Below are 20,118 nucleotides of genomic sequence, written 5' to 3'. Positions count from 1 at the left end.
ACGAACGGGGTGTAGTCCCACCCGCACGGTCGGCCTCGTCGACAACCGGCCGCACCCGGCACCAGCCCCCTTCGTCCCAAACCCCTTGTTGTTCCGAAAGGTCAGGACCCTACAGCCCGCAATGCCATGGGCTGCACAACCCCAGATTCACTCGAAACGAACCGCACCCTTTTCGCTTCCCCGGTCCCGGTCTGTCGCGGGGAGGGCGTTGTCGATGAGGACGGCGGCGATGGCGGCGGCGGTGGGGAAGGATTCGGCGTTGAGGACCCGGGTGCGGGCCGAGGCGCCATCGAGGAGCAGCGCCAGTTGTTCGCCCAGCTGTTCGGGGTTGGTGGCGCCGGCTTCGCGGGCCGTTTCGGCGAGCCGCGCGGCGATGGCGAGCTTGTAGTCGCGTGCGTATTGCGACGCGGGGTGTTGGGGGTCGTGGATTTCGACGGTCGCCGCGATGTAGGGGCACAGGGGCGTGAGCTCCTCTGGGCCGGATGTGGGGACCTCGAAGGCGGCGAGGAGTCGTTCGCGGGGCGTGAGGTCGGTGCGGTCGAACACTCCGGCCATGATGTCGGGATCGAATCGGCGCAGGTATTCGGCGACCAGGTCGTCCTTGCCGGTGAAGTGCTGGTAGGCCGTGCGCTTCGAGACCTGGGCCACTGCGCAGAGTTGGTCCATGCCGGTGCGGTTGATGCCCTGAGCGCGGAACAGTTGCTGTGATGCGCTGAGGATGCGCTCGCGCGCGCCCCTGCCGCGGCGCTGGCCTTGGGGGCCCTTCTCCAGCTTCGTCATGACTCCATCGTAGCCCAGTGCGGTACGGATCGGTGTACATAGCTTGCGTTCCCGCTTGGTCGTCGCCTACGTTAAGTACACAGCTCGGTGTACAAAGGAGTGATCGTGGGAAAGCTCGATGGCAAGGTTGCGGTGATCACGGGCGCGTCGACCGGCATGGCGCTGGCCGGCGCGAAGCTGTTCGCCGAGGAAGGGGCTCATGTCTTCATCACGGGCCGGCGGCAGGAGGCGCTGGATGACGCCGTCAAGGTGATCGGCCGGAACGTAACCGCCGTGCAGGGTGATGCGGCCGACCTGGACGACCTGGACCGTTTGTACGAGACGGTCAGGCGGGACAAGGGCTCGATCGACGTGTTGTGGGCGAGTGCCGGTATGGGTGAGCAGGGCAAGCTCGGCGAGATCACCGAGGAGCAGTTCCATCGCGCGTTCTGGCTGAACGCGCGCGGCACGCTGTTCACGGTGCAAAAGGCGCTGCCGCTACTCAACGACGGTGGCTCGATCTTCATGACCGGGTCGAACGCTTCGCTCAGGGGCTTCCCCGGGTGGAGTGTGTATGCGGGGAGCAAGGCCGTGCAGCAGGCCTGGGCCCGTGTGTGGCTGAACGAGCTGAGGGACAGGCGGATCCGGGTGAACGTGCTGACCCCCGGCCAGGTCGCCACGGCCAAGCAGGAGGAGTTGTTCGACGAGGAGACGAAGCGGCAGTTCGAGTCCCTGATCCCGCGGGGCAAGATGGGCCGCCCCGAGGAGATCGCGACGGTCGCGCTGTTCCTCGCCTCGGACGACTCAAGCTATGTGAACGGGCTGGAACTGACCACCGACGGCGGCACCACGGTGATTTGAACGGACACACCAGGTGACCAAATGGTGGCGCCCGCTGCCGTCCGCCGTCGAGATGCGGGGGCACCTTGCGCATGTCCTCGGCATGCAGCCCTGGGGACTGCGCACGAACGGAGACTAATGATCGTGGATGCCCTCGTCCCATGTCTGTGACCTCCTTGGAACAGGTCATCGAGGGGCAGGTTCACGCATCCCGACCTACCGGCGGAATATCAGCCGGGGGTCCGACTGGATGCCGGCATCCAGTCGGACCCCCGGCTCCTCCGCCAGCGCCGAGCTCTGCGGCTCACCCAGTTGGGTGACTCGGCACAAACGAAACAAAGCGAAAGTTCGAGAACAAGGAAGAGAGCACACCTCATGAGCAGCATCAGCATCATCGGTACTGGGAACATGGCCCGTACCATCGGCGCGCTGGCGGTAGCGGGCGGCAACACCGTCGAGGTCATGGGCCGCGATCACTCCAAGTCCGCTGACCTGGCCAAGGCTCTCGGCGGCGGCGCCACGACGGGAGAGTGGGGAGCCGTCCCGGCCGGGGACATCGTCATCGTCGCCCTGTTGTCCGACGGTGTCGTTCCGGCCGTCGCCCACTACGGAGACGCCCTCGCGGGCAAGGTCATCGTCGACATCAGCAACCCCTTCAATTCCACGTTCGACGGTCTGGCCCACCGCGAGGTCACCTCGATCGCGCAGGAAGTCGCCAAGGTGGCCCCGGCCGGTGCCAGCGTGGTGAAGGGATTCAACACCGTCTTCCGTCATGTCCTGGAGAACGGCCGGCCCGACGTCTTCATCGCTGGCGACGATGCGCAGGCCAAGGCGGGCGTGGAGGCGTTCATCAAGAGCCTCGGGATGCGCCCGATGGACACCGGTGGCCTGGAAATGGCGCACTGGCTGGAAGGAGCGGGTCTGCTCACGATGGGCCTCGCCCGCCACGGGGTGGGGGGCTGGGACTTCGCCCTCGGCGTCACGGAACTTCCCGCCTGAGCTGCACCGGAGGAGATACTCGCGATGAAGCTTGGAGCCGCTTTGGCGACATCGCCGATCGTGCGTGGGCTGGCGGCGATATGGCGTAGCGCCCGCCAGCGGCCGGTCATCAGCACCCTACAGCCCGCAATGCAATGTGCTGCACAACCCCAGCTTCACTCGAAACGAACCGCACCCATCCGCCTTTCTGAAACCACCTTTTGACGGACGGGTCCACAGACTGCCTGACTCGCCGGAAGCTTAAAGGGGCATGATCACTCGCCTCAAAGCAGCTCCAGCCCCAAGCCGCTGGGCGGAAGGTCATCGTCGTCCGTGCCTGTCGGGCATGCTTTGGGGAGTGTGACTGATAGGCCGATGCTCTCCATCGCGGCTTGGAAGGGGACTCCGGGTGGTGTTGCCGCTGACCAAATCACGGAGGTGCAGGTGCTGGTGTCGCAGTTTCCCCCGAATGTGAAAAAGTCGCCGCTCTCCACGGACTTGCAGCGGCACACAGCGTGTCCCGGGTTACGCGGGTCGATTTTGCATTCCATGTCCAGACAGTTTGCCCATTGTGCTGGGGATGCGCAGGTCATGGTGCGGGTATAGTGGTTGGTGTTTTGTGTCGAGAACGTCGATACCAATCTCTTGCCGACTGGTGCCCGTTCTGCACACGACTTATAGCCGTAGGAGTAGCCGTATTCCACCACGCAGCGGCAGATGAGGACGTTCGGGTCGCTCGGCGAGGGTTTACAGGCGGCTTTAGTACACAGCGCGTAGCGCTGTTTGCAGAGCCATCCCCCAGCGAACTTCACTCGTTTTGGGCGCCAGTTCGCCCCGGTGACGCCGTGGGCCATCGCGCGGGTGGAGGTGACCGCGGGTACCATCGTGGCCGAGGCGAACAACAGCGCGCGTCGTGCGACCGTTGATCTACCACGCGGTTGGAGTGCCCTGGTCACCAGGTCGGCGATCTCTGCTGACCCAGCTGCTGGCGCGGCGGCGAGGATCCGGTCGGTGTCGATCAGCAGTGCGCTGGGGGTGGCGGTCAGACCGTAAGTGGTGAGCAGCATGCGGTCTTCGTCCACCAGTACGTTCCGCAGCCCGTGCTCACGTGAGAAGGCAACGCTGTCTGCGGCGGGACCGCCGTTCACGATTGCGATGGTCAGCCGTTCTGCATGGGCCTGTTGCCACCGGGCCACCTGTGGCAGCAGCGCGTCGCACGCACCGCACGCCTGATCAGTGAAGAGAAGCAGGAGTGGCTGATGCGCAGCGGCAAGCAGTTTGTCGAGAGTCCATACTTGCCCCGTTGCGTCCGGCAGTGAAAAGCCCGGTGTGACCATGCCCGGTCGCACTTTCCCGGATCGCTTGAGTCCCAGCACCACCCAACACGTCGCTGCGATGGTCCCTAGGCCCGTGAAGAACCACGGGGCACGCCCGTCGGCTGCGACAAATCCCGCCGTAGCTGCGAGGAGCCCGTTGCGTGCGAGCGTGGCCCACCCGACCGGCGTGGCGCGTAGCCCTCCGAAGCAGTGGCAATCCGGGGCCCGGCCGCGTGCGATGCTCACCACGATGGCCAGGCAGAACGTCAGCAACAGTCCGAGCGCTCCAAGCGCACCGATTCTTGCCCATGGGTTGACGATAAGAGCCAGGGCTGTGACGAACTCGCAGGAGACGAGAAGGTATCCAAGCGGCTTCCCCGTTCGAGCTGGCAGGCCGAAGCTTGCGATTGCGCGAGGCAGACCCTCGCGGTCCATGAGTTTGGCGATCCCCGCAACCCCGAAGACCGCAGCCAATACCAGCCGTGCTGCCAGGACCATGCCCGCTCACTCCCATCGTTCTGGACGCCCTCCGGACGGAGCGCAGGCACCACGCACACATAACACGGCGCCCCGAACGACTCGTACCGCCTTGCGAGGCCGCGAACAACACTCCACAGGTCAGACTCACCCAGACGGCCGTGTACCCGGTGGCCGATCGACATCAATGGCGTCCATTGAAGGTCCTCGGCAGGATCCGAAATTTCTCCAAGGCCAGGTAGTCAGCGTTTCCGCAGGAGCAACGGAGCTCCTTGCGGGACAAGCTGCCGTCGCACCGACGCGGTTGGGAACTTCCCCGACCGCACCGCGTTGATCCGTCTGATCGGCGCGGTGCTGCCGAGCAACACGACGAGTGGACCGAGGCCCGCCGCTCCATGGGACTCGGCCTGCTGACCAAGGCCCGCCTCCACCCGATCGAGTCAGAAACCGACGAGACCGCCCTGCCCACCGAACTCACCGCACAGCCTCAAAACGAGATCACCGAGCGGCCGTCGATACACCACTCCCGCGGACGTGACCAGCACGTGGTGGATAGCATCGCGGCCTTCCTGGCGCTGCTCCGAACGGCGTCCGGCTGAGTCGTCACGTCAGCCGGCGTGCGAATTTCGCTGGTGTCGCACGGTATTGCTTCTTGAAAGCGCGGATGAAGTGGCTGCTGTCGGTGAAATGCCAGAGCGCGGCGGCCTCGGAGACGCTGAGCCGTGAGCCGGAGGCGGTGAGCGCCTCGGCCGCTTCCTCCAGGCGTCGGCGGCGGATGTAGGCGCTGAACGACTCGTCCAGACTCGCGAAGGCCCGCTGCAAGGTGCGTACTGATACGTGCAGTTGCGCGGCTATCGCGGCCGGCGACAACTCGGCGTCGGTGAGCCGGGCATCGGCCAGGTCCTTGGCCGCCTGCGCCAGCGCCGGGGTGAAGGCGGGCTCGCAGTCGTCGAAGTGGTCGAGGACCAGCCCCTTGGCCAGTTCGAGCAGGGCGTTGCGGGACGCGTGCGCGCCCGCCGGGCTGAGCTCGCTCACGGTCCGCTGCACCATGGTGGTGTGTGCCATGAGGATCTGCGCTGCGGGCGAGGTGGCCTGACCGGTGCGCGGTTTCCCGGCGACCAGGTGCCGCAGAGCGTCGCCGGGAAAGATGAAGATGCGGGTGCCGATCACGGGCGTGGTGTGGAAGTGATTCTCCGTCACGACATGGTGCATGAAGTAGGTGCCGGCCGAGACGTACGTGTCACCGCCCTGATCGTGAGGGTCCTGCAGGGCCACCGCCCCGCGCAGCCCGACGTACAACCGGATCTGATCGTGCTCGTACGTTCCGACTGCCTGGGTGCTCACGGGTGAGGATGCCCAGAGTTCGTTGATGGCGGTGTCTTCCAAGGCCACCGAGCGCATCGTTCCCTGGAAGCCGTCGACCGTGGGAGCGCTGAATTCCGGCAGCGGGTACAGGTCTCCCATGCGGTCGTTCCAGGTGTCGATGAACGGCTCCCACGTTCCCCGGCCGGTGCCGGTGGAGTCGGCGTCGACGGTGAATGTGCCCACCTTGCTGGCCGGGCCAAGGAAACGCGGCCTGCTCGTCATGTGTCCTCCGCCCCGATGAGGATGTCGCCGGAATCCCATTGTGTGTCGCGAAGGTACACCCCTTCTGCACACCGCTGTTCCTACGCTTGGCTGGCGCTTCAACCGCCACAACGATCTACCGCCTGCCGGCCGTGCCCGGCGCCGCAGACACCGTGCCTTGCTTCGCATACGAAGCAAGGCGACCGCGACCCCTCGGGTGAAAGTGAGAAAACTATGAAGGCAGTGCGTTTCCACCAGTACGGCGACCCCGACGTCCTGCGTTACGAGGACGTGGAACAGCCGGTTCCAGGCGCCGGGCAGGTGCGGGTCCGTGTTGCGGCGACGTCGTTCAACCCGGTCGACGCCAACATCCGCGCCGGTTTCATGCAGGGGCCGATCCCTGTGACGCTGCCGCACTCGCCCGGCATCGACGTCGCCGGCACGGTCGACGCGCTTGGCGAGGGCGTGACCGGCATCCAGGTCGGTGACCAGGTCATCGGCTTCCTGCCGATGGCGGGACCCGGCGCCGCCGCGGAGTACGTCCTGGCACCGGTTGAGGCCCTGACGCCGGCGCCCAAGAGCGTCGCGCTGTCCGACGCGGCCGCGCTGCCGCTGGTGGGCCTGACCGCGTGGCAGGCGCTGTTCGAGCACGCCAAGCTGACCGCCGGGCAGCGCGTGCTGGTCAACGGCGCGGGCGGAGCGGTCGGCGGCTACGCCGTGCAGTTGGCCAAGCAGGCCGGCGCCTTCGTGATCGCCACGGCCGGTCCGCGCAGCAGCCGGCGCGTCACAGCCGCGGGTGCGGACGAGGTCATCGACCATACGACCGCCGACGTCGCAGCGGCGGTGAGCCAGCCGGTCGACGTCGTGCTCAACCTTGCGCCGGTCGAACCAGCACAGCTCGATGCGCTCCTCGGTCTGATCCGCCCCGGCGGTGTCCTGGTGAACACCACCGTGTGGATGCCCGCGCCTAGCGACGAGGAGCGCGGCGTACGCGGCATCGACCTGTTCGTCCGTAGCAACGCGGAGCAACTGTCGCACCTGGCGGAGCTGATCGACGGCGGCGAGCTGCGGGTTGAGGTCGCCCGGCGGGTGCCGTTGGCCGAGCTGCCGGCCCTGCACGCCGACGCCGCCGCAGGCGCACTGCCCAATGGCAAGGTCGTCGTTGTTGCGTCCGGCGGCTGACTCCCAACTGACTGATCCTCGAAGGAGGCGACCACGATGATCCCCGATGACGATCCGTCACGCTCGCTGACCGTGGCGAACCCCGACGACCCCGGCACGACGTACATCTCGCTGGTGGGCGACACGTACGCCATGCTGGTCACCGGCGAGCAGACCGACGGCCGATACTGCCTGATCGACATGCACGTCCCCGACGGCGGAGGCCCACCGCCGCACCGGCACGACTTCGAGGAGATGTTCACGATCCTCGAGGGCGAGATCGAGTTCACCTTCCGCGGTGAGAAGCACACCGTACGGGCCGGGTCCACAATCAACATCCCGGCCAACGCGCCGCACAACTTCCGCAACGCATCGGGTGCGTCGGCCCGCATGCTGTGCATGTGCACCCCCGCAGGCCAGGACGAGTACTTCATGCGCATCGGTGACGTCGTCGTCGGCAAGGACGCGCCGCCGCCTCAGCTGTCGCAGGATGAAGTCGCGGAACGCCGCCGCCGCGCCGCCGAGTTGGCCTCGACCTACCGAAGCGAGTTCCTGTAGCTCGCAGGCCCGGCAAGCCCGGCACCGGTCTGCCGTGGGCAAACTCACCCTGGCCTTGGAGATCGTCAAGCGCACCGACGATATGACAGGGTTCGTGGTGCTCCCCAGAGGCTGGGTGGCAGAGCGCACGTTCGCATGGTTGATGAACTCCCGCCGTCTGGCCCGGGACTACGAGACGTTGCCGGCCAGCAGCGAGGCGGTGATCCGGTGGTCGATGGTCACGCGGATGAGCCGGCGTCTGGCACGGCCACGGGCCGCCGGCCGGCACTGAACATCCCCGATGCCTCCAGGAGGAGCCACCCGCGTTCTGCCAGGCGCCTGGCCCTGGAACGCACCCCCTCGACCTTCGCCGACGTCGTCCCAAAGCCCAACTCCCCGCGATCTCCCTGGTCTTCACCGGTCCATTGCCCGCGGACCGCCGCTCCTCCGGCACGCCCAGAATCCGCTGGTAGTCGGGCGCGAGCACGGACATCGGCAGCCCGTCCTGCCAGGGCGGCACCACCGACCCCGGCGCCGGCCGAGAGCACCGTTTCCTGCCCCGCCTCGGTCACGGCAGTCGTCTCGGAGGCGGACAAGGCCAGGGCCTCGACCAGTTCCTCCCTCGCGATCACCCGCCGATCCAGCTCGATCTCCGCGGCGTCCAACACCTCAGCCAACCGCGCGGCTTCCTCCCGCAGGCCCTCCACCCGCACCCGGGCAGCCGCCTCCCGCTCCTCCAGCATTCCCAGCACCGACGCCACCGCGCACCCCTCGGTCATGAAGCGGATAGAAGACGCCGCATGCCTCCCTCACTCCGAGCAAAACCATGCCTGACCAGCAGAAATCAACGGATCACGTTCGGTTGAGATACGGCTTCTCAGACAAGCGCACCTCGAGCACTGCTTGGACGGCGGGCCGCCGAACCGGAAGGACGTCAGGGCCCTCATCCTTTGGACCCAGCAACGAGCAGCACCCGACTGATGTCCTCGGCGGCTACCCGGCCCTGGCACTCCACCGGCGTCAGAGATGACGTCACCCGCTCACCGCGGAACGGGCCATCGATCGCTGCGGCCGCACAGCCCGACGATGCGATCTCGTCGGCACAGCGACAACTTTCGGTCGCTGTGTCGGTGCGGGGGCGCGTGATTGTTCACAAGAAGTGGTTCTGGCACCGATCTTGTGGAGCGGTCTCGGAGCGTCGCCGGAGCAGGACCGTCCTGTGGAGCGGTCTCGGAGCGTCGCCGCAGCAGGACCGTCTTGTGAAGCGGTTCGAATCCGGCTCGCCCGAGACGTTCCGGTCGGCCCCTCTGACGCTCAGTGGCGCGCCATCTGGCCGGTGATGACCGGGCGGGGCCGGGATCCGCGGGCGGGAGATGCGGCCGGGGACCGGATGCCGCAGGTCCATGATCTTGTGGCGGGAAAGAACTTCTCGGCAGTGTGTCGATCGGTGGGTCTCCCGTTCGACGCTTGGGTAGAGGCGCGACCCGCGAAGCGGAATCCGGACAGGCCGCGGCTCTGTGAGCAACAAGTGTTGTCCATTCGTCGACCGGCGGTGGGTTGCCGACCACATAGCCGGCCGCCGGACGTCCCAAGGAGAAATCATGCAGATCCGCGCCCGTATGAGTATGAGTGCCGATGGCTACGTGACCACGCCGAACGGGTGGCCCGCCCTGACCGCCGACCCCGCGTTCGTCTCCGGCGAAAGCCACGGTATCCGGGAGTTCCTCGATGACTGCGAGGCGGCGCTGATGGGGCGCACCACGTTCGAGCCCGCGCTGACCAACAACCGCTGGCCGTGGCCGGACCTCGACGTGTTCGTGCTCGGCTCGCACCGTCCGGACGGCACCCCCGATCACGTCACGACCGACAGTGACCCGGTGCGGCTGCTGGAGAAGCTCCGCTCGGCCAACCGGGGTGGCGACGTCCACCTCATCGGGGGCCCGAAGACGATCGGGACGTTTCATGCCATTGGCGCACTCGACACCCTTGAACTGGTCGTTCTGCCGATGCTGTTCGGCGGTGGGATGCAACTGACACCCGTGCTCAGGCCCGACACCGGGCTGACCTTCCAGCGCGAACGTGCTCTCCCCGGCGGTTCAGTGGAGATCGTCTACTCCTGCCGGGGAAGTCGCACCGAACTTCCGAGCAAGCCTGCCAGCCAACGCTGATCTCGGCCAGGACCCAGGTCGTGCAGGTGCGAGATAGCGAGCCCACGGCCGCTGGTGGCTGCGGAACCGCTCACCAGGGTTGCCAGGAAACGGCCTTCCGGGCCGTGGGAGGACGGTCGCTGCCCCAACTTCGTACGCCCATCCGTCGGTGTCGCAACTGTCAGCCCCGGGGTGGGCCCACTTACGTTCCCAGCCGACGCGATCTGCTGATAGCGAGGGCACGGGCGCCGACCGGTGGCACTGTGCAGGACGCACTCAACAAGGGATCGAAAAGCTCGAAGCCGGTGGCCAGGCAGCCCAGCGTGACGCAACGGACACCGTGGTCGCCGAACTCCCTCGGATGCGCAACGACCTGCGGGACACGAAGAACCGGCTGGTGGCCGGCCGCGACGAACTCAAGGAAGACGTACACGCAGCGATCACGCTTCTGCGACAGGCAGTCCAGAAGGTGAAAGACGCGATCTCAGCCCAGCCCAGGGTGGAAACCGACGCAACGGCCCCTCTGGTGGAGGCCGCCGAACCGGCGGCCGCTGCCGTCTCGTACGCCGTCACCCTCTCCCCCGGCGTCGACTCAAGCGAGACCCTCGCGGGTGATTCCCTGCCCCCTGCGGCTGCCGTCGGCCCCGCCGCGGCAGACACTGATCCTCCACCTGCCGGGCCGCTCCCCGTAGTGCCCGCTCAGCGCGTCGGCACGGAGGACAAGGCGCCGCCGGCTGGCCTCGAGGAGCAGGTGCAGCAGGCTGTTCGCGCCGTTTGGGCCGACGAACTCTCCACCCTGCGCGCCGTCCTCACCGGTCTCAAAGACGCCCAGGACGCACCGGCCACTGACCGGAACGAACAGCACCAGGAGCTCACCGAGATCCGCAAGGAGCTGACAGCACTGGCGGACGGCTTCGAAGACTGGCAGGCCCAGCAGCCCACGACAGCGCGGGGCGCCCACGCACCCGATGTCACCAAGGACCACAGCGCACTGCTGAAGCAGACCGCACGTGTTTCGTCAGCGATCCTGATCTGCCACCGCGACATGTGGGAGTTCATCACCGCGCACGCCGTCCGCCACCCCCACTTCCGGATCCCACCGCAGATCACCGATCTCGGCAACGAACGCGTCAGCACCACCATCTCCGGCCGCTGCCTGATCGCTGTTCTGATCAGCCTGTACAACATCAAGCACGCCGCGGAGGAGGTGAGAGACGCCGACTGGGAACTGGCAACCACCCTCTACCGCCGCATCCACCATCGGCTGACCACCCTGGCAGCCGACGGAGAACCTGTCACCATCGCCCAGTTCTGGACCACAGCTGCCTCAGGTCGTTCGACCTGCATGGTTCATCCGGACGACCTCGCCAGCATGGTCTACTCAGCGATCGCCAGGGGTGCGCAGCCCCTCATCAGGGGTCGAGTCGTCGTGTGGACCGGGCGGCCAGGTGGAGCTGGCCAGCGCGGGCAACCAACCACAAGCCTTACCGGGCCACTGGATCTTCCGGACCCTACGACAGCCCATCCGACCCATCAACAACGTAGGGCCAACCACCAACCCCGATCGCCCCTTGAGCAGAGTCACAGGGGTCCCCGCATCTCGCACGCATCTCGCACGCGCTCTGGCCGTCCGGACGGCGTGACAGACTGGCGGCTCAGGCAGCGGTGAACGGGGGTTGATCCGATTGGGTCTGGAGATCGAGAGCAGGCCGTCGGAGCTGCCGTACATCGAGCGGGTGTGGTGCAGCCGCAGTGACGACGTGGGTCGGATGACGTCGATCGCGACGTCGCACTGGGAGCTCGTCTTCTGGGAGCACGAAGGCCAGGTGCGGGCTGCCGTACTGGGCCCGGAGCCCCATGCCTGCCCGGCCCCTGTCCCCAAGGACGCCACGTTCTTCGGCATCAGCTTCGCCCTTGGCACCTCGATGCCGCACGTACCGATCAGCCGGCTCGTGGGCGGTAACGCGGAGATCCCAGACGTGACGCGGCGATCCGTCTGGCTGAAGGGCTCCGCCTGGCACGTCCCCGATTACGACAACGCGGAGGCGTTCGTACGGCGCATGGTGCGTGAGGGCATCGTGGCCTGCGACCCGCTCGTGCCCGCGGTGCTCGACGGCGCCATCCCCGATGTCTCCGAACGCACCCTCCAGCGGCGCTTCGTCGCGGCGACGGGCCTCACTCGGGGCACCATCAGGCAGATCCACCGTGCCCGCCAGGCGGCGGTACTGATCCAGGAGGGCGCGCCGGCCCAGGACGTCGTGCACCGGCTGGGCTACTTCGACCAGCCGCACCTGGCGCGGTCCTTGACCCGGTACATCGGCCGGACCGCCACTCAGCTGAGCGCTCCGGACAGGGCGGAGCCGCTGTCGCTTCTGTACAAGCCCTCCTCCTCGGTGCCCGCATAGTCTTCCTGACGTAGCCGACGGGGTCAGCTCGTCCCGGCTGGAGGGCCGTCCCGGCCGGGGCCGGGCAGACAACCCCGAACTCATCACGGAGGAATCATGCGCAAGGTCGTTTCGGGTCTGTTCGTCTCGCTCGATGGTGTCGCCCAGTCGCCGAACGAGTGGCAGTTCGCTTTCGACGAGGAGATGGGCGCGGCGTTGGGGGAGACACTGGAGACGGCCGACACAATTCTGCTGGGCCGTGTGACGTTCACCGAGTGGGCCGGGTACTGGCCGACGGTGACCAGCGGGGAGGACGCCGGCTTCGCCAAGTGGATCAACGACTCGCCCAAGTACGTCGTCTCCTCGACTCTGGACACTGTCGAGGACTGGGCGAACAGCACGCTCATCAACGGCGATCTGGCGGCCGCGATCGAGGAGCTCAAGGCGGGCGAGGGCAAGGACATCACCGTCGCAGGCAGCCCGACGCTGGTGCGTTCGCTGCTGGAGCAGGACCTGCTGGACGAACTGGTGCTGCTGATCCACCCAGTGGTGGCCGGCGAGGGCCGCAAGAAGCTGTTCGCCGACGACGCCACCCTGAAGAAGTTGCAGCTGGTGAGCGCCCGGCCGACCAGCAGCGGAGTGATCATCGCGACCTACCGCCCGACGCGCTGAGCGCAGGTCGGCGCAGGCTTGGCACAAGGACGGGCAGGAGATCGTCCGCTTGTCCATGTCGAGGCGGAACGCCGCCCCTGCCGAAAATCTCATCCGTGGGAGCGGGTGTGTGGGGTGCCGTCGATGTCGACCGAGGCCGCGCGAGTCGGCGTTCTCGCGCGGCTGGCGATCAACGCAGCATGATGATCGACCGTGCTGCTGCGACTGACCTGCCTGGGCGTGGTGAACGCGTTCGCCACGCTGCGCCTGCTGCCGATGAGCGATCGGGACCAGAACGCGGAGATCCTCGCCCTGCGCCATCAGATCACGGTGCTGAAGCGCCAACTCTGCACAGAGAAGGTGCGGTTCACCCCGCGCGACCGGGCGTTCCCAGCGGCGCTGCGGTACCGGCTGCCCTTGGACACTGTGCGGAGGTGGCGGCTGCTGGTGCGCCCGGACACGGTGCTGCGTTGGCACCGCGACCTGGTCAGACGTCGGCACGCGCAGGAGTCCAGGCCGAAGCGCCCGGGCCGGCCGCGCACCGTGCGCCCCGTCCGTGCCCTGGTGTTGCGCCTGGCGCGGGAGAATCCCAGCTGGGGGTACCGGCGCGTCCACGGTGAGCTGCTCGTCCTGGGGGTGAAGGTGGCCGCCTCCACGGTATGGGAGATCTTGACGGAGACCGGAGTCGACCCGGCACCCGAACGCTCCTCCAGTCCCTGGGCGGACTTCCTGCGCTCCCAGGCCGAGGCCCTGCCGGCGTGCGGCTTCTTCGGAACGGTCACATTGTCTGGGGTACGGATGTACGTGTTGACGGTGATCGAGCACGCGAACCGACGGATCCGGGGTCTTGGCTACGACCGCACACCCGACCGCTTCCTGGGTGGTGCTGGCCGCAAGGACACCGTCCTCGCAGATGCGGGGATCGAGGTCGTGCTCGGCGGCGTCCGGATACCGCGGATGAACTCGATCATGGAGAGGTGTGTACAGACCCGCCGCCGCGAACTGCTGGACTGGACCTTGATCTGGAACCAGCGCCATCTGCTCCACGCTCTGCGGGAGGTCCGAAGGTTCTACAACGGCCATCGGCCCCATCAGGGCATCGCGAACGCCGCCCCACCGCGCCCGCTGCCCGCACCCCTCGCCGATCCGGAGAAGATCACCCGCCTCGACATACGTCGACACGAACAGGTCGGCGGCATCCGGCACGAGTACCGACATGCGGCGTGACCAGCGTGGATGGGGTTGACGACAACCGCAGGGGTGCTGATGCCGGCCAAACCGCTGGCCACCGACTTCGACGCCGACGGCATCCGGGTCAACTGCGTGGTCCCGAGCATCGTCGACACACCGATGTCCCGCGCCGACCTCTGGCGCATCGGGAAGGGCTTCGAGGGGAAGCCCTTCCCGATGCGCCGGCCCGAGGAGATCGGGGCGGCGGCTATCTCGCATCGGACCTGGCACGAGGTGTCAACGGCACGACTCACGCACTGGACTTCGGCGCCCTGGCCCGGCCCGCCTTCCCCGCGTGACGGTGGTGCCGTGCCTGTGCCTTGTGCGGGGCGGGCGGCTTCGAGCAGTCGTAGAGATGGAACGTCTGGCCGGGTACCCAGGCACAATGGCCGCGCACCCAGGCGGCGTTGACGGTGCCGGTGTCGGTGGCGGCTCCGCCCAGGACGACGTAGCGCACCTTCCCGGTGGCGATCAGGTGGTGGAAGCCGGCGGCGGTGGGGGTCGGGACGGCGCCGGTGAAGCCGCCCATGGGGAGGACCGGGGCGCCGGCGTAGAGGATGTAGGGGGAGGCGGCGCGCCAGCTGGTCGTCGCGAAGACGAAGGTGGCGCGGCCCTGGCGGGCTCGGGTGTACTCCAGTAGACGCTGCTCCTCTCGAGTGAGCCCCTTGTGGCCGGTGCCCTTGAACGTCGAGCGGGCCGGGGCGGTCTTGCCCTGGGAGGAGGACCAGGTGGCCCTGTTGCGGTACTTACTGCCGTGCCGTACGAAGACCGGACCGGCCGCGCCCATGCCTGAGTGGCCGTACTGGGTGGTGAGGACCGAGGACGCCCAGGCGGCGGACGGCAGCAGCATCGCGGCGATGCCGAGCCCGACGCCCAGCACCGCGGCCCGGGCCCGCATCCCGGCGCGGACGCGGGAGAGGATCAGCAGCGCGAGCGCGCCGGCGCCGAGGACGAACGCGGTGGGCGCCAGCCAGGGCAAGAACGCCGGGAACTGGTGGGCGACGAACGCCGACCACACGACCGTGCACCCGACAGCCGTCGGCAGCGCCCACAGCCGAGCCCGGTCGCCACGCCGCCAGGCCCGCCAGAACTGCACCATTCCGCCGCCGAACAGCGCGGCGATCGGAACGCCCACCACACCCATGTAGTACGTGTGCGCGCCGACCGCGCCGGCGCTGAACACCAGGAAGTAGGTGGCCAGCCACACCGTCCAGAACAGGAAGCCCGCCCGCAGCGGATCCGTGCGCGGCCGGCCGCGCAGCCACACCAGACCGCATACGGCGGCGAGCGCGGCCATCGGATAGAGCCAGCCGATCTGGGTGGTGAGCGACGGCCCGAACATCTTGGCCCACTCGGTGAGGGTCTGTCCGGTGTGAGGCACCGGATCGGTTCCGGCCATGCTCTGCGCCGCGACACTTCCGGTGGACTTCGCGCTGACGCCGAGGCTGGAGAAACGGGTGAGGAAGTTGTAACCGACGACCTGGCTGAACGCGGAGTTGTCCGTCGTACCGTCGACGAACGGCCGGTCCTGCGCCGGGGTCAGGGTCACCAGCAGCACCCAGGACGCCGACACCGCGAGGCAGGTCGCGCCCGCCGCCGCCAGATGCGCGAGGCGGCGGCGCAGTGTCACGGGGGCCGACACGGCGTAGAGCAGGCCGAACGCCGGGAGGATCGCCCAGGCCTCCAGCATCTTGGACTGGAAGCTGAGGCCGATCCAGGCCCCGGCCGCGAGCAGCGGGCGCAGCCGGCCCTCACGGGCCGCCCGCAGGCCGGCGTTCGCGGCGAGCAGCACGCACAGGGTGAACAGCGGGTCCTCGACCTCGGTGCGGAACAGTCCGGCGATCGCCGGGGTGAGCACGAAGGCGCCCGCGGCGAGCAGGGCCGCGCTCTCCCCCGCCCAGCGGCGCACCGCGCGGTGCAGTACGACGACGCCGAGCACACCCTCGATCACCTGGGGCAGGGTCAGCGCCCACGGGCTGAAACCGAAGATCCGCGCGGACAGGGCCTGCGGCCACAGGAAGCCCGGCAGCTTGTCGATGGTGATCGTGTTGCCCGGGTCGAACGAGCCGAAGAGAAAGCCCTTCCAGCTCTGCGTCATGCTGCGCGCGGTCTCCGAGTAGAACGCGTGATAGCCGCTGTTCTGGATGTCCCAGCTGAACAGCACCACTGCCGCCAGCAGGATCGCCCAGTACGCGACCCGCGCCCAGCCGGGTCGGCTCGCCGCGCCCCGTCCGGCCCCTGAGCTGCGGCTGAGCAGCCGCACGCCTATCGGCGGGGCCGAGGCGATGGTTTCCGCGGTGGTACCGGCCATGGACAAACCCTCCCAAGTGCAACACGCTGTCGAAGTGCTAGATATCTGCAGCGACGATCTGGATGCTTCGAAAGAGTTGTCATTTGGGTGAGAATCCGGTAGCCGCGTTGACCTGTAGGTCGGATCCGTCGGTGTCAGGTCCCTTGTCGCGGGTGCGGGACGGCAGTGCGCGCACGGCCGGTACGGTGCACAGGGCGGCCATCGGGAGCTCCGCGCACTCGGCCATCACGACCGCGGTGGCCAGTTCAGGGCCGGGCTGAGAGGCCGTGACGTCGAACCACGCGTCGACGACGAGCAGCGAGGCCGTAGCGGTGGCCGTAAAACAGCGCCGCGGGTCGCGGCGGAGCACAGAGACTTGGCCCGCTGGAGCCCCTGCACCCTCTGCCGCCGACAACGCCGAGACATCCGCGGCGGCCAAGCACCGCACCGGTGGGCTTGGCGGGGCCACCTGCTCACGACGCAGCGCCGTTGTCAGTGGTGGGCTTCACGGTGCAGTCGTGGCTATCGAAGCCTTTGCGTACGTGTCGGCATCAGCGTGCGGTGACGCATGACAGAGCAAGGAACGCCGCTGCACGGGAGCACTTCTCGCACGCGTGAGCGGGAATCTGGGGTGGGGAGCTTGGACGGACTACGACGAACTGGTCGCGCTGCGCGGGCACCAACTGCCGTCCGAGCGTGTCGGCCACCACGTTCAGCTGGGTGCGGACCGCGTCTGCGGTGGTCTGCGCGACGATGCTGCGGATGGTGGCCGCCGCCATCTCTCCCGAGCCCTTCGCGATCACCGCGAAGACGTCGCGCACGAAGTGAACCCGGCAACGTTGCCAGGCCGCGCCCTAGGAAGATCGTGCGGATCGCGGCCACCAGCCCGCTTTGGCTGTCGGAGACGACCAGCTGGACGTTGTCCAGGCTACGGGCCCGTAAGGACCGCAGGAACTTCGTCCAGAACGGCTTCGACTCGCTGTCACCAACCATCAGCCCAAGGATCTCGCGATGCCCGGTGGCGGAGATCCCGGTCGCGATGACCACCGCCGGGGACACCCTCCGGTGGTTCATCCGGGCCTTGCAGTAGGTCGCGTCCAGGAAGATGTGGGGAACGACGGTGTGGTCCAGCGGCCGCTCCTTGAACGCCGTCAGTTCGCCGTAGAGTTCTCCGCAGATCCGCGACGCCTAGGACTTCGAGATCCCGGTGTCGGCGCCCGACGCTTTGACCAGGTCATCCACCGAGCGGGTCGAGACCCCGTGCACGTATGCCTCCATCACCACGGCGAACAGCGCTCGGTCGATCCGTCAACGCCGCTCCAGCAAGGAGGGGAAGAACGGCCCGGTCCGCACCTTGGGGATCTTCAGGTCCAGGTCGTCGGCCTGGGTGGTCAGCAACCGGTCACGGTGCCTGTTGCGCAAGGTCGTGCGCCGGTCGGAGTGCTCGCCAGGGCGGCACCGATGGCCTCGATCGCCTCGGCCTCAATGAGTTCCTGCAGGATGCCGCCCGCACAGCACCTTGATCGTCTCAACTCCGTCGGCCGTACGTAGTGACTCCAGCAGCCCCATCAGGTCGGAGTGGGACGAGGCCATCGTGCGCTCCTCCGGTTGAACTGCCCCGTTCACCAGGGAGACTTGCGCGGTGGCCTGCCCTTGTTCAGAGGGCATTCACCCCGGCGGATGCACGACCCGGGCAGACACCCGCGCGTTCACGACCCTTGACCGGCTGCACCACTCGGCTGGACGCCATCCACGCCTGGGACACCTGCGCATGTGGGGGTGAGTCCGTTCCGGCCACTTCTGGCTATGGTCGCGCGTGCGGTCCTGGCCTCCCTTACCGGGGCGCAAGGAGTCGGCGCACCTCAGCGAGTGGAACTTGTAGTTCGGTGGACTCCCCGGCAACGCCGAGCCTGCGCTGAGGCAGGCGCCCGGGGAAGGCTCACTCCGACACGACCGAGGGCAGCGGTTCGCGGGCGGCGTGCCAGGCCGGAGGAAGGGCGGCGATTCCCGTTCGGGCGGCGATCACCCCGCCCACGATGGCGCAGGTGGTGTCGATGTCGCCGCGTCCGGCGACCGTGAACCACAGGCCCTCGTGCAGGTCGTCGAGGTGACTCGCCGCGCACCACAAGGCGTACGGGACGGTGTCGGGCCCGGACATCCGGTAGCCGGAGCCCAGTACCTCCGCAGCGTGCCGGACCGAGGTCCGCTCCGACATCCGGGCCGCGACCCGCACTCCCGACCGGACGTCGCTGTCGGGGAGACGTTCGGCGACGGCGTGGAGGAAGTCCGGGCGGGCCGGAGCGGGCTCGCCCCGGCCACTGGTTGCCAGGGCGGCGGCAAGGGCGACGGCCACCGCCGCGGCCACCGCCTCCGGGTGGTGGTGCGAGACCACGCCCTGGCGGGCGGCCTGCTCGGCGGCCGCGTCAAGGTCGGCGGCGTGCCAGGCGCCGAGCGGCGCGGCGCGCATCGCTGCACCGTTACCCCAGGAGCCCTGGCCGCCGAACTGCCCAGCGACCACCTCCCGCCAGGGCTCGCCCGCGCCGATCCGGCGGAGCACGTCGTGCATCGAGGCTCCGTAGCCGCGATGCGTGTCGCCGGCGTAGGCGGCCGCGAAGCGCCCGGCGAGGCGGTCCTGGTCGACGGTGCCGCCGCCAACGGCGAGTTCCTGGACAAGGACGACCGCCTGGGCGGTGTCGTCACTCCACCGCCACAGCGGTTCCGCGGGCAGAGTCCGCGCCTCCAGGGCCGCCGGGCCGTTCCGGCGCAGGATGGCGAACCACTGGTCGCCGAATGCGTCCCCGAAGGCGAGTCCGTGCAACGAGTCCAGCACGGCGGCAGGCATGGTGATCATCGTGGCAGTTTCGCAGCGTGGCGGCGCCGCCGCACCCCGGTTTCGGTGCGGGCGTGCTCGGTGGCCTGATCGACGGCCTCCGGGGCTCCGCCTCGCTGGCTGGCCCATCTCACCCAGACATATGAACGGCGCGATCATCTCCCGGGCGGGCTTCTTGACTTGACCGCGTCCTCGACAGACCGCCGACCACTCATGCTCGATGCCGCCCCGGCTCACGTAGAGCGGCTGGATGACGGGACCGAGGTCAAGCTTGGGGTGTTCCTGTCGAACACAATGTCGAGGCGCGGCAAGTTCACCGCCGACAAGCGCCCGCCGCCGGCGCCGGTGGTCACGAGACGGCTGGTTCAGCCAGGAGAACGACCCGATCGCTCTCCACATCGAACCCGAGCACGGGATGCCCGTAGTCGCCCTCCGGATCCATCAGCACCGGCTTGCCCAGCCGCCGCCCGATCGCCCGTAGGAAACCGCAGAACACATCGAGTCGCTCCCGGCCCTGAAGCTCCCGCAGATCAACATCGAAGTCGATCTCTTCGGCCGCATGGAAACGGAAGATCGCCAGCACCTCGTCCGCCGGCCAGACGCGCAGCTCAGGGCACTCCGCGTCAGCCGGGCGGGAGAGCACTGCCTCCGCCCGGGGCACGGGCAGTGCCGCATCGCCCTCGGAGTACTGGCACTTCCAGCCGCTCTCACCAATCAAATCGAGGACCGCCTGCCAGTCCTCCATCGAGGTATCAGGGACACGCACGTCCGGCAGTGACCCCATCAGGTCAGGGTCGAAGAGGTACGCGACGTCATCCCACAGCAGCTCAGACACCCCGCCATGCTGCCTGGCACCCTGCCCCGCCGCAGACCGTTTTCCCTTGACGAACTACATAGGAGCACCCAGTAGCGGGCGTGGTCGTCCAGGACCCGGTGGAGGTCGCCGACATCG

Annotated in this window: 17 protein-coding genes and 5 pseudogenes; 11 read left to right on the top strand and 11 right to left on the bottom strand. The window is 68.0% G+C overall.

All coding sequences use genetic code 11. From position 1 onward, the window contains the following. Window positions 1–147 precede the first annotated feature (147 nt). On the bottom strand, window positions 148–780 hold the full coding sequence (locus tag FNV62_RS51590) for a TetR/AcrR family transcriptional regulator (RefSeq protein ID WP_097282023.1): 633 nt from the start codon (window positions 778–780) through the stop codon (window positions 148–150). 105 nt (window positions 781–885) lie between these two features. Here FNV62_RS51590 and FNV62_RS51585 point away from each other — a divergent pair, with 105 nt between their 5' ends. Together FNV62_RS51585 and FNV62_RS51580 are read left to right on the top strand one after the other, a co-directional pair. Then, window positions 886–1,620 (top strand): SDR family NAD(P)-dependent oxidoreductase, encoded by a 735-nt coding sequence (locus FNV62_RS51585; RefSeq protein ID WP_060894495.1) that lies wholly within the window; start codon window positions 886–888, stop codon window positions 1,618–1,620. Between the two features lie 354 nt (window positions 1,621–1,974). Further along, a complete protein-coding gene (locus FNV62_RS51580; protein ID WP_143630281.1) occupies window positions 1,975–2,598 on the top strand; it encodes an NADPH-dependent F420 reductase in 624 nt (207 codons plus the stop codon). Between the two features lie 263 nt (window positions 2,599–2,861). Here the strand turns inward: FNV62_RS51580 and FNV62_RS51575 are convergent, their stop codons facing one another. Continuing rightward, a complete protein-coding gene (locus tag FNV62_RS51575) occupies window positions 2,862–4,391 on the bottom strand; it encodes a MauE/DoxX family redox-associated membrane protein (RefSeq protein WP_143610820.1) in 1,530 nt (509 codons plus the stop codon). A 267-nt stretch (window positions 4,392–4,658) separates the two neighbouring features. Between FNV62_RS51575 and FNV62_RS56575 the strand changes: the two are divergent. Then, window positions 4,659–4,828 (top strand): annotated as a pseudogene (locus FNV62_RS56575) (transposase); the annotation flags it as partial. 145 nt (window positions 4,829–4,973) lie between these two features. Here FNV62_RS56575 and FNV62_RS51565 read toward each other — a convergent pair. Beyond that, the gene (locus tag FNV62_RS51565) at window positions 4,974–5,957 is read right to left on the bottom strand and encodes a helix-turn-helix domain-containing protein (RefSeq protein ID WP_225900714.1); all 984 of its coding nucleotides are present in this window, start codon (window positions 5,955–5,957) and stop codon (window positions 4,974–4,976) included. A 213-nt stretch (window positions 5,958–6,170) separates the two neighbouring features. On the opposite strand from FNV62_RS51565, the gene FNV62_RS51560 reads away from it, so the two are divergent. The 3 genes and pseudogenes from FNV62_RS51560 to FNV62_RS51550 all read left to right on the top strand — a co-directional run. Further along, window positions 6,171–7,118: an NADP-dependent oxidoreductase gene (locus tag FNV62_RS51560; protein WP_143630280.1), complete on the top strand. Its 948-nt coding sequence runs from the start codon at window positions 6,171–6,173 to the stop codon at window positions 7,116–7,118. A 36-nt stretch (window positions 7,119–7,154) separates the two neighbouring features. Further along, window positions 7,155–7,655, top strand: a complete 501-nt coding sequence (locus FNV62_RS51555; RefSeq protein WP_143604786.1) for a cupin domain-containing protein — start codon at window positions 7,155–7,157, stop codon at window positions 7,653–7,655. A gap of 88 nt (window positions 7,656–7,743) precedes the next feature. Further along, window positions 7,744–7,926: pseudogene (locus FNV62_RS51550) on the top strand (IS5/IS1182 family transposase); the annotation flags it as partial. Here FNV62_RS51550 and FNV62_RS51545 read toward each other — a convergent pair. Then, the gene (locus tag FNV62_RS51545) at window positions 7,874–8,413 is read right to left on the bottom strand and encodes a hypothetical protein (RefSeq protein ID WP_225900713.1); all 540 of its coding nucleotides are present in this window, start codon (window positions 8,411–8,413) and stop codon (window positions 7,874–7,876) included. The pseudogene FNV62_RS51550 and the gene FNV62_RS51545 sit on opposite strands and share 53 nt — an antisense overlap. A gap of 822 nt (window positions 8,414–9,235) precedes the next feature. On the opposite strand from FNV62_RS51545, the gene FNV62_RS51540 reads away from it, so the two are divergent. From FNV62_RS51540 to FNV62_RS51520, 5 genes and pseudogenes are all read left to right on the top strand, one after another. Beyond that, entirely contained in the window at window positions 9,236–9,802 is a 567-nt protein-coding gene (locus tag FNV62_RS51540) for a dihydrofolate reductase family protein (RefSeq protein WP_054228387.1), read from the top strand. 340 nt (window positions 9,803–10,142) lie between these two features. Next, entirely contained in the window at window positions 10,143–11,450 is a 1,308-nt protein-coding gene (locus FNV62_RS51535; RefSeq protein ID WP_143630278.1) for a hypothetical protein, read from the top strand. Window positions 11,451–11,457: 7 nt separating this feature from the next. Then, window positions 11,458–12,186 carry a helix-turn-helix domain-containing protein gene (locus FNV62_RS51530; RefSeq protein WP_225900712.1) on the top strand — a complete coding sequence of 243 codons (729 nt, stop codon included), beginning with the start codon at window positions 11,458–11,460 and terminating at the stop codon, window positions 12,184–12,186. A 96-nt stretch (window positions 12,187–12,282) separates the two neighbouring features. Further along, a complete protein-coding gene (locus tag FNV62_RS51525; protein WP_097282031.1) occupies window positions 12,283–12,837 on the top strand; it encodes a dihydrofolate reductase family protein in 555 nt (184 codons plus the stop codon). A 192-nt stretch (window positions 12,838–13,029) separates the two neighbouring features. Beyond that, window positions 13,030–14,043 (top strand): annotated as a pseudogene (locus tag FNV62_RS51520) (integrase core domain-containing protein). Window positions 14,044–14,296: 253 nt separating this feature from the next. Here FNV62_RS51520 and FNV62_RS51515 read toward each other — a convergent pair. The 7 genes and pseudogenes from FNV62_RS51515 to FNV62_RS51495 all read right to left on the bottom strand — a co-directional run bounded on the left by FNV62_RS51515 (window position 14,297) and on the right by FNV62_RS51495 (window position 20,001). Continuing rightward, complete coding sequence (locus FNV62_RS51515; protein WP_143630274.1) at window positions 14,297–16,357, bottom strand: glycosyltransferase family 39 protein; 2,061 nt, start codon at window positions 16,355–16,357, stop codon at window positions 14,297–14,299. 79 nt (window positions 16,358–16,436) lie between these two features. Further along, on the bottom strand, window positions 16,437–16,706 hold the full coding sequence (locus FNV62_RS51510; RefSeq protein WP_097282033.1) for a hypothetical protein: 270 nt from the start codon (window positions 16,704–16,706) through the stop codon (window positions 16,437–16,439). A 181-nt stretch (window positions 16,707–16,887) separates the two neighbouring features. Then, the gene (locus FNV62_RS57350) at window positions 16,888–17,157 is read right to left on the bottom strand and encodes a hypothetical protein (protein WP_260691804.1); all 270 of its coding nucleotides are present in this window, start codon (window positions 17,155–17,157) and stop codon (window positions 16,888–16,890) included. A 97-nt stretch (window positions 17,158–17,254) separates the two neighbouring features. After that, window positions 17,255–17,467 (bottom strand): annotated as a pseudogene (locus FNV62_RS57345) (transposase); the annotation flags it as partial. Between the two features lie 57 nt (window positions 17,468–17,524). Beyond that, window positions 17,525–17,734, bottom strand: a pseudogene (locus tag FNV62_RS57340) (transposase). A 541-nt stretch (window positions 17,735–18,275) separates the two neighbouring features. Next, window positions 18,276–19,187, bottom strand: coding sequence for an ADP-ribosylglycohydrolase family protein (locus FNV62_RS51500; protein WP_143630272.1), 912 nt, complete (start codon window positions 19,185–19,187; stop codon window positions 18,276–18,278). 328 nt (window positions 19,188–19,515) lie between these two features. Next, the gene (locus FNV62_RS51495; protein WP_143604782.1) at window positions 19,516–20,001 is read right to left on the bottom strand and encodes a hypothetical protein; all 486 of its coding nucleotides are present in this window, start codon (window positions 19,999–20,001) and stop codon (window positions 19,516–19,518) included. Window positions 20,002–20,118 lie beyond the last annotated feature (117 nt).

This window comes from Streptomyces sp. RLB3-17 (assembly GCF_007113425.2).
GTDB classification, from domain to species: Bacteria; Actinomycetota; Actinomycetes; order Streptomycetales; family Streptomycetaceae; genus Streptomyces; species Streptomyces mirabilis_D.
This window is presented reverse-complemented; position numbering and strand designations above follow the sequence as displayed.

What these genes read in the sequence shown, in the direction of transcription:
- FNV62_RS51590 (WP_097282023.1), bottom strand. Translation starts at nt 780, where the DNA reads ATGACGAAGCTGGAGAAGGGCCCCCAAGGCCAGCGCCGCGGCAGGGGC.
- FNV62_RS51535 (WP_143630278.1), top strand. Translation starts at nt 10,143, where the DNA reads ATGCGCAACGACCTGCGGGACACGAAGAACCGGCTGGTGGCCGGCCGC.
- FNV62_RS51540 (WP_054228387.1), top strand. Translation starts at nt 9,236, where the DNA reads ATGCAGATCCGCGCCCGTATGAGTATGAGTGCCGATGGCTACGTGACC.
- FNV62_RS51560 (WP_143630280.1), top strand. Translation starts at nt 6,171, where the DNA reads ATGAAGGCAGTGCGTTTCCACCAGTACGGCGACCCCGACGTCCTGCGT.
- FNV62_RS51525 (WP_097282031.1), top strand. Translation starts at nt 12,283, where the DNA reads ATGCGCAAGGTCGTTTCGGGTCTGTTCGTCTCGCTCGATGGTGTCGCC.
- FNV62_RS51555 (WP_143604786.1), top strand. Translation starts at nt 7,155, where the DNA reads ATGATCCCCGATGACGATCCGTCACGCTCGCTGACCGTGGCGAACCCC.
- FNV62_RS51575 (WP_143610820.1), bottom strand. Translation starts at nt 4,391, where the DNA reads ATGGTCCTGGCAGCACGGCTGGTATTGGCTGCGGTCTTCGGGGTTGCG.
- FNV62_RS51565 (WP_225900714.1), bottom strand. Translation starts at nt 5,957, where the DNA reads ATGACGAGCAGGCCGCGTTTCCTTGGCCCGGCCAGCAAGGTGGGCACA.
- FNV62_RS51580 (WP_143630281.1), top strand. Translation starts at nt 1,975, where the DNA reads ATGAGCAGCATCAGCATCATCGGTACTGGGAACATGGCCCGTACCATC.
- FNV62_RS51515 (WP_143630274.1), bottom strand. Translation starts at nt 16,357, where the DNA reads ATGGCCGGTACCACCGCGGAAACCATCGCCTCGGCCCCGCCGATAGGC.
- FNV62_RS51500 (WP_143630272.1), bottom strand. Translation starts at nt 19,187, where the DNA reads ATGATCACCATGCCTGCCGCCGTGCTGGACTCGTTGCACGGACTCGCC.
- FNV62_RS51545 (WP_225900713.1), bottom strand. Translation starts at nt 8,413, where the DNA reads ATGACCGAGGGGTGCGCGGTGGCGTCGGTGCTGGGAATGCTGGAGGAG.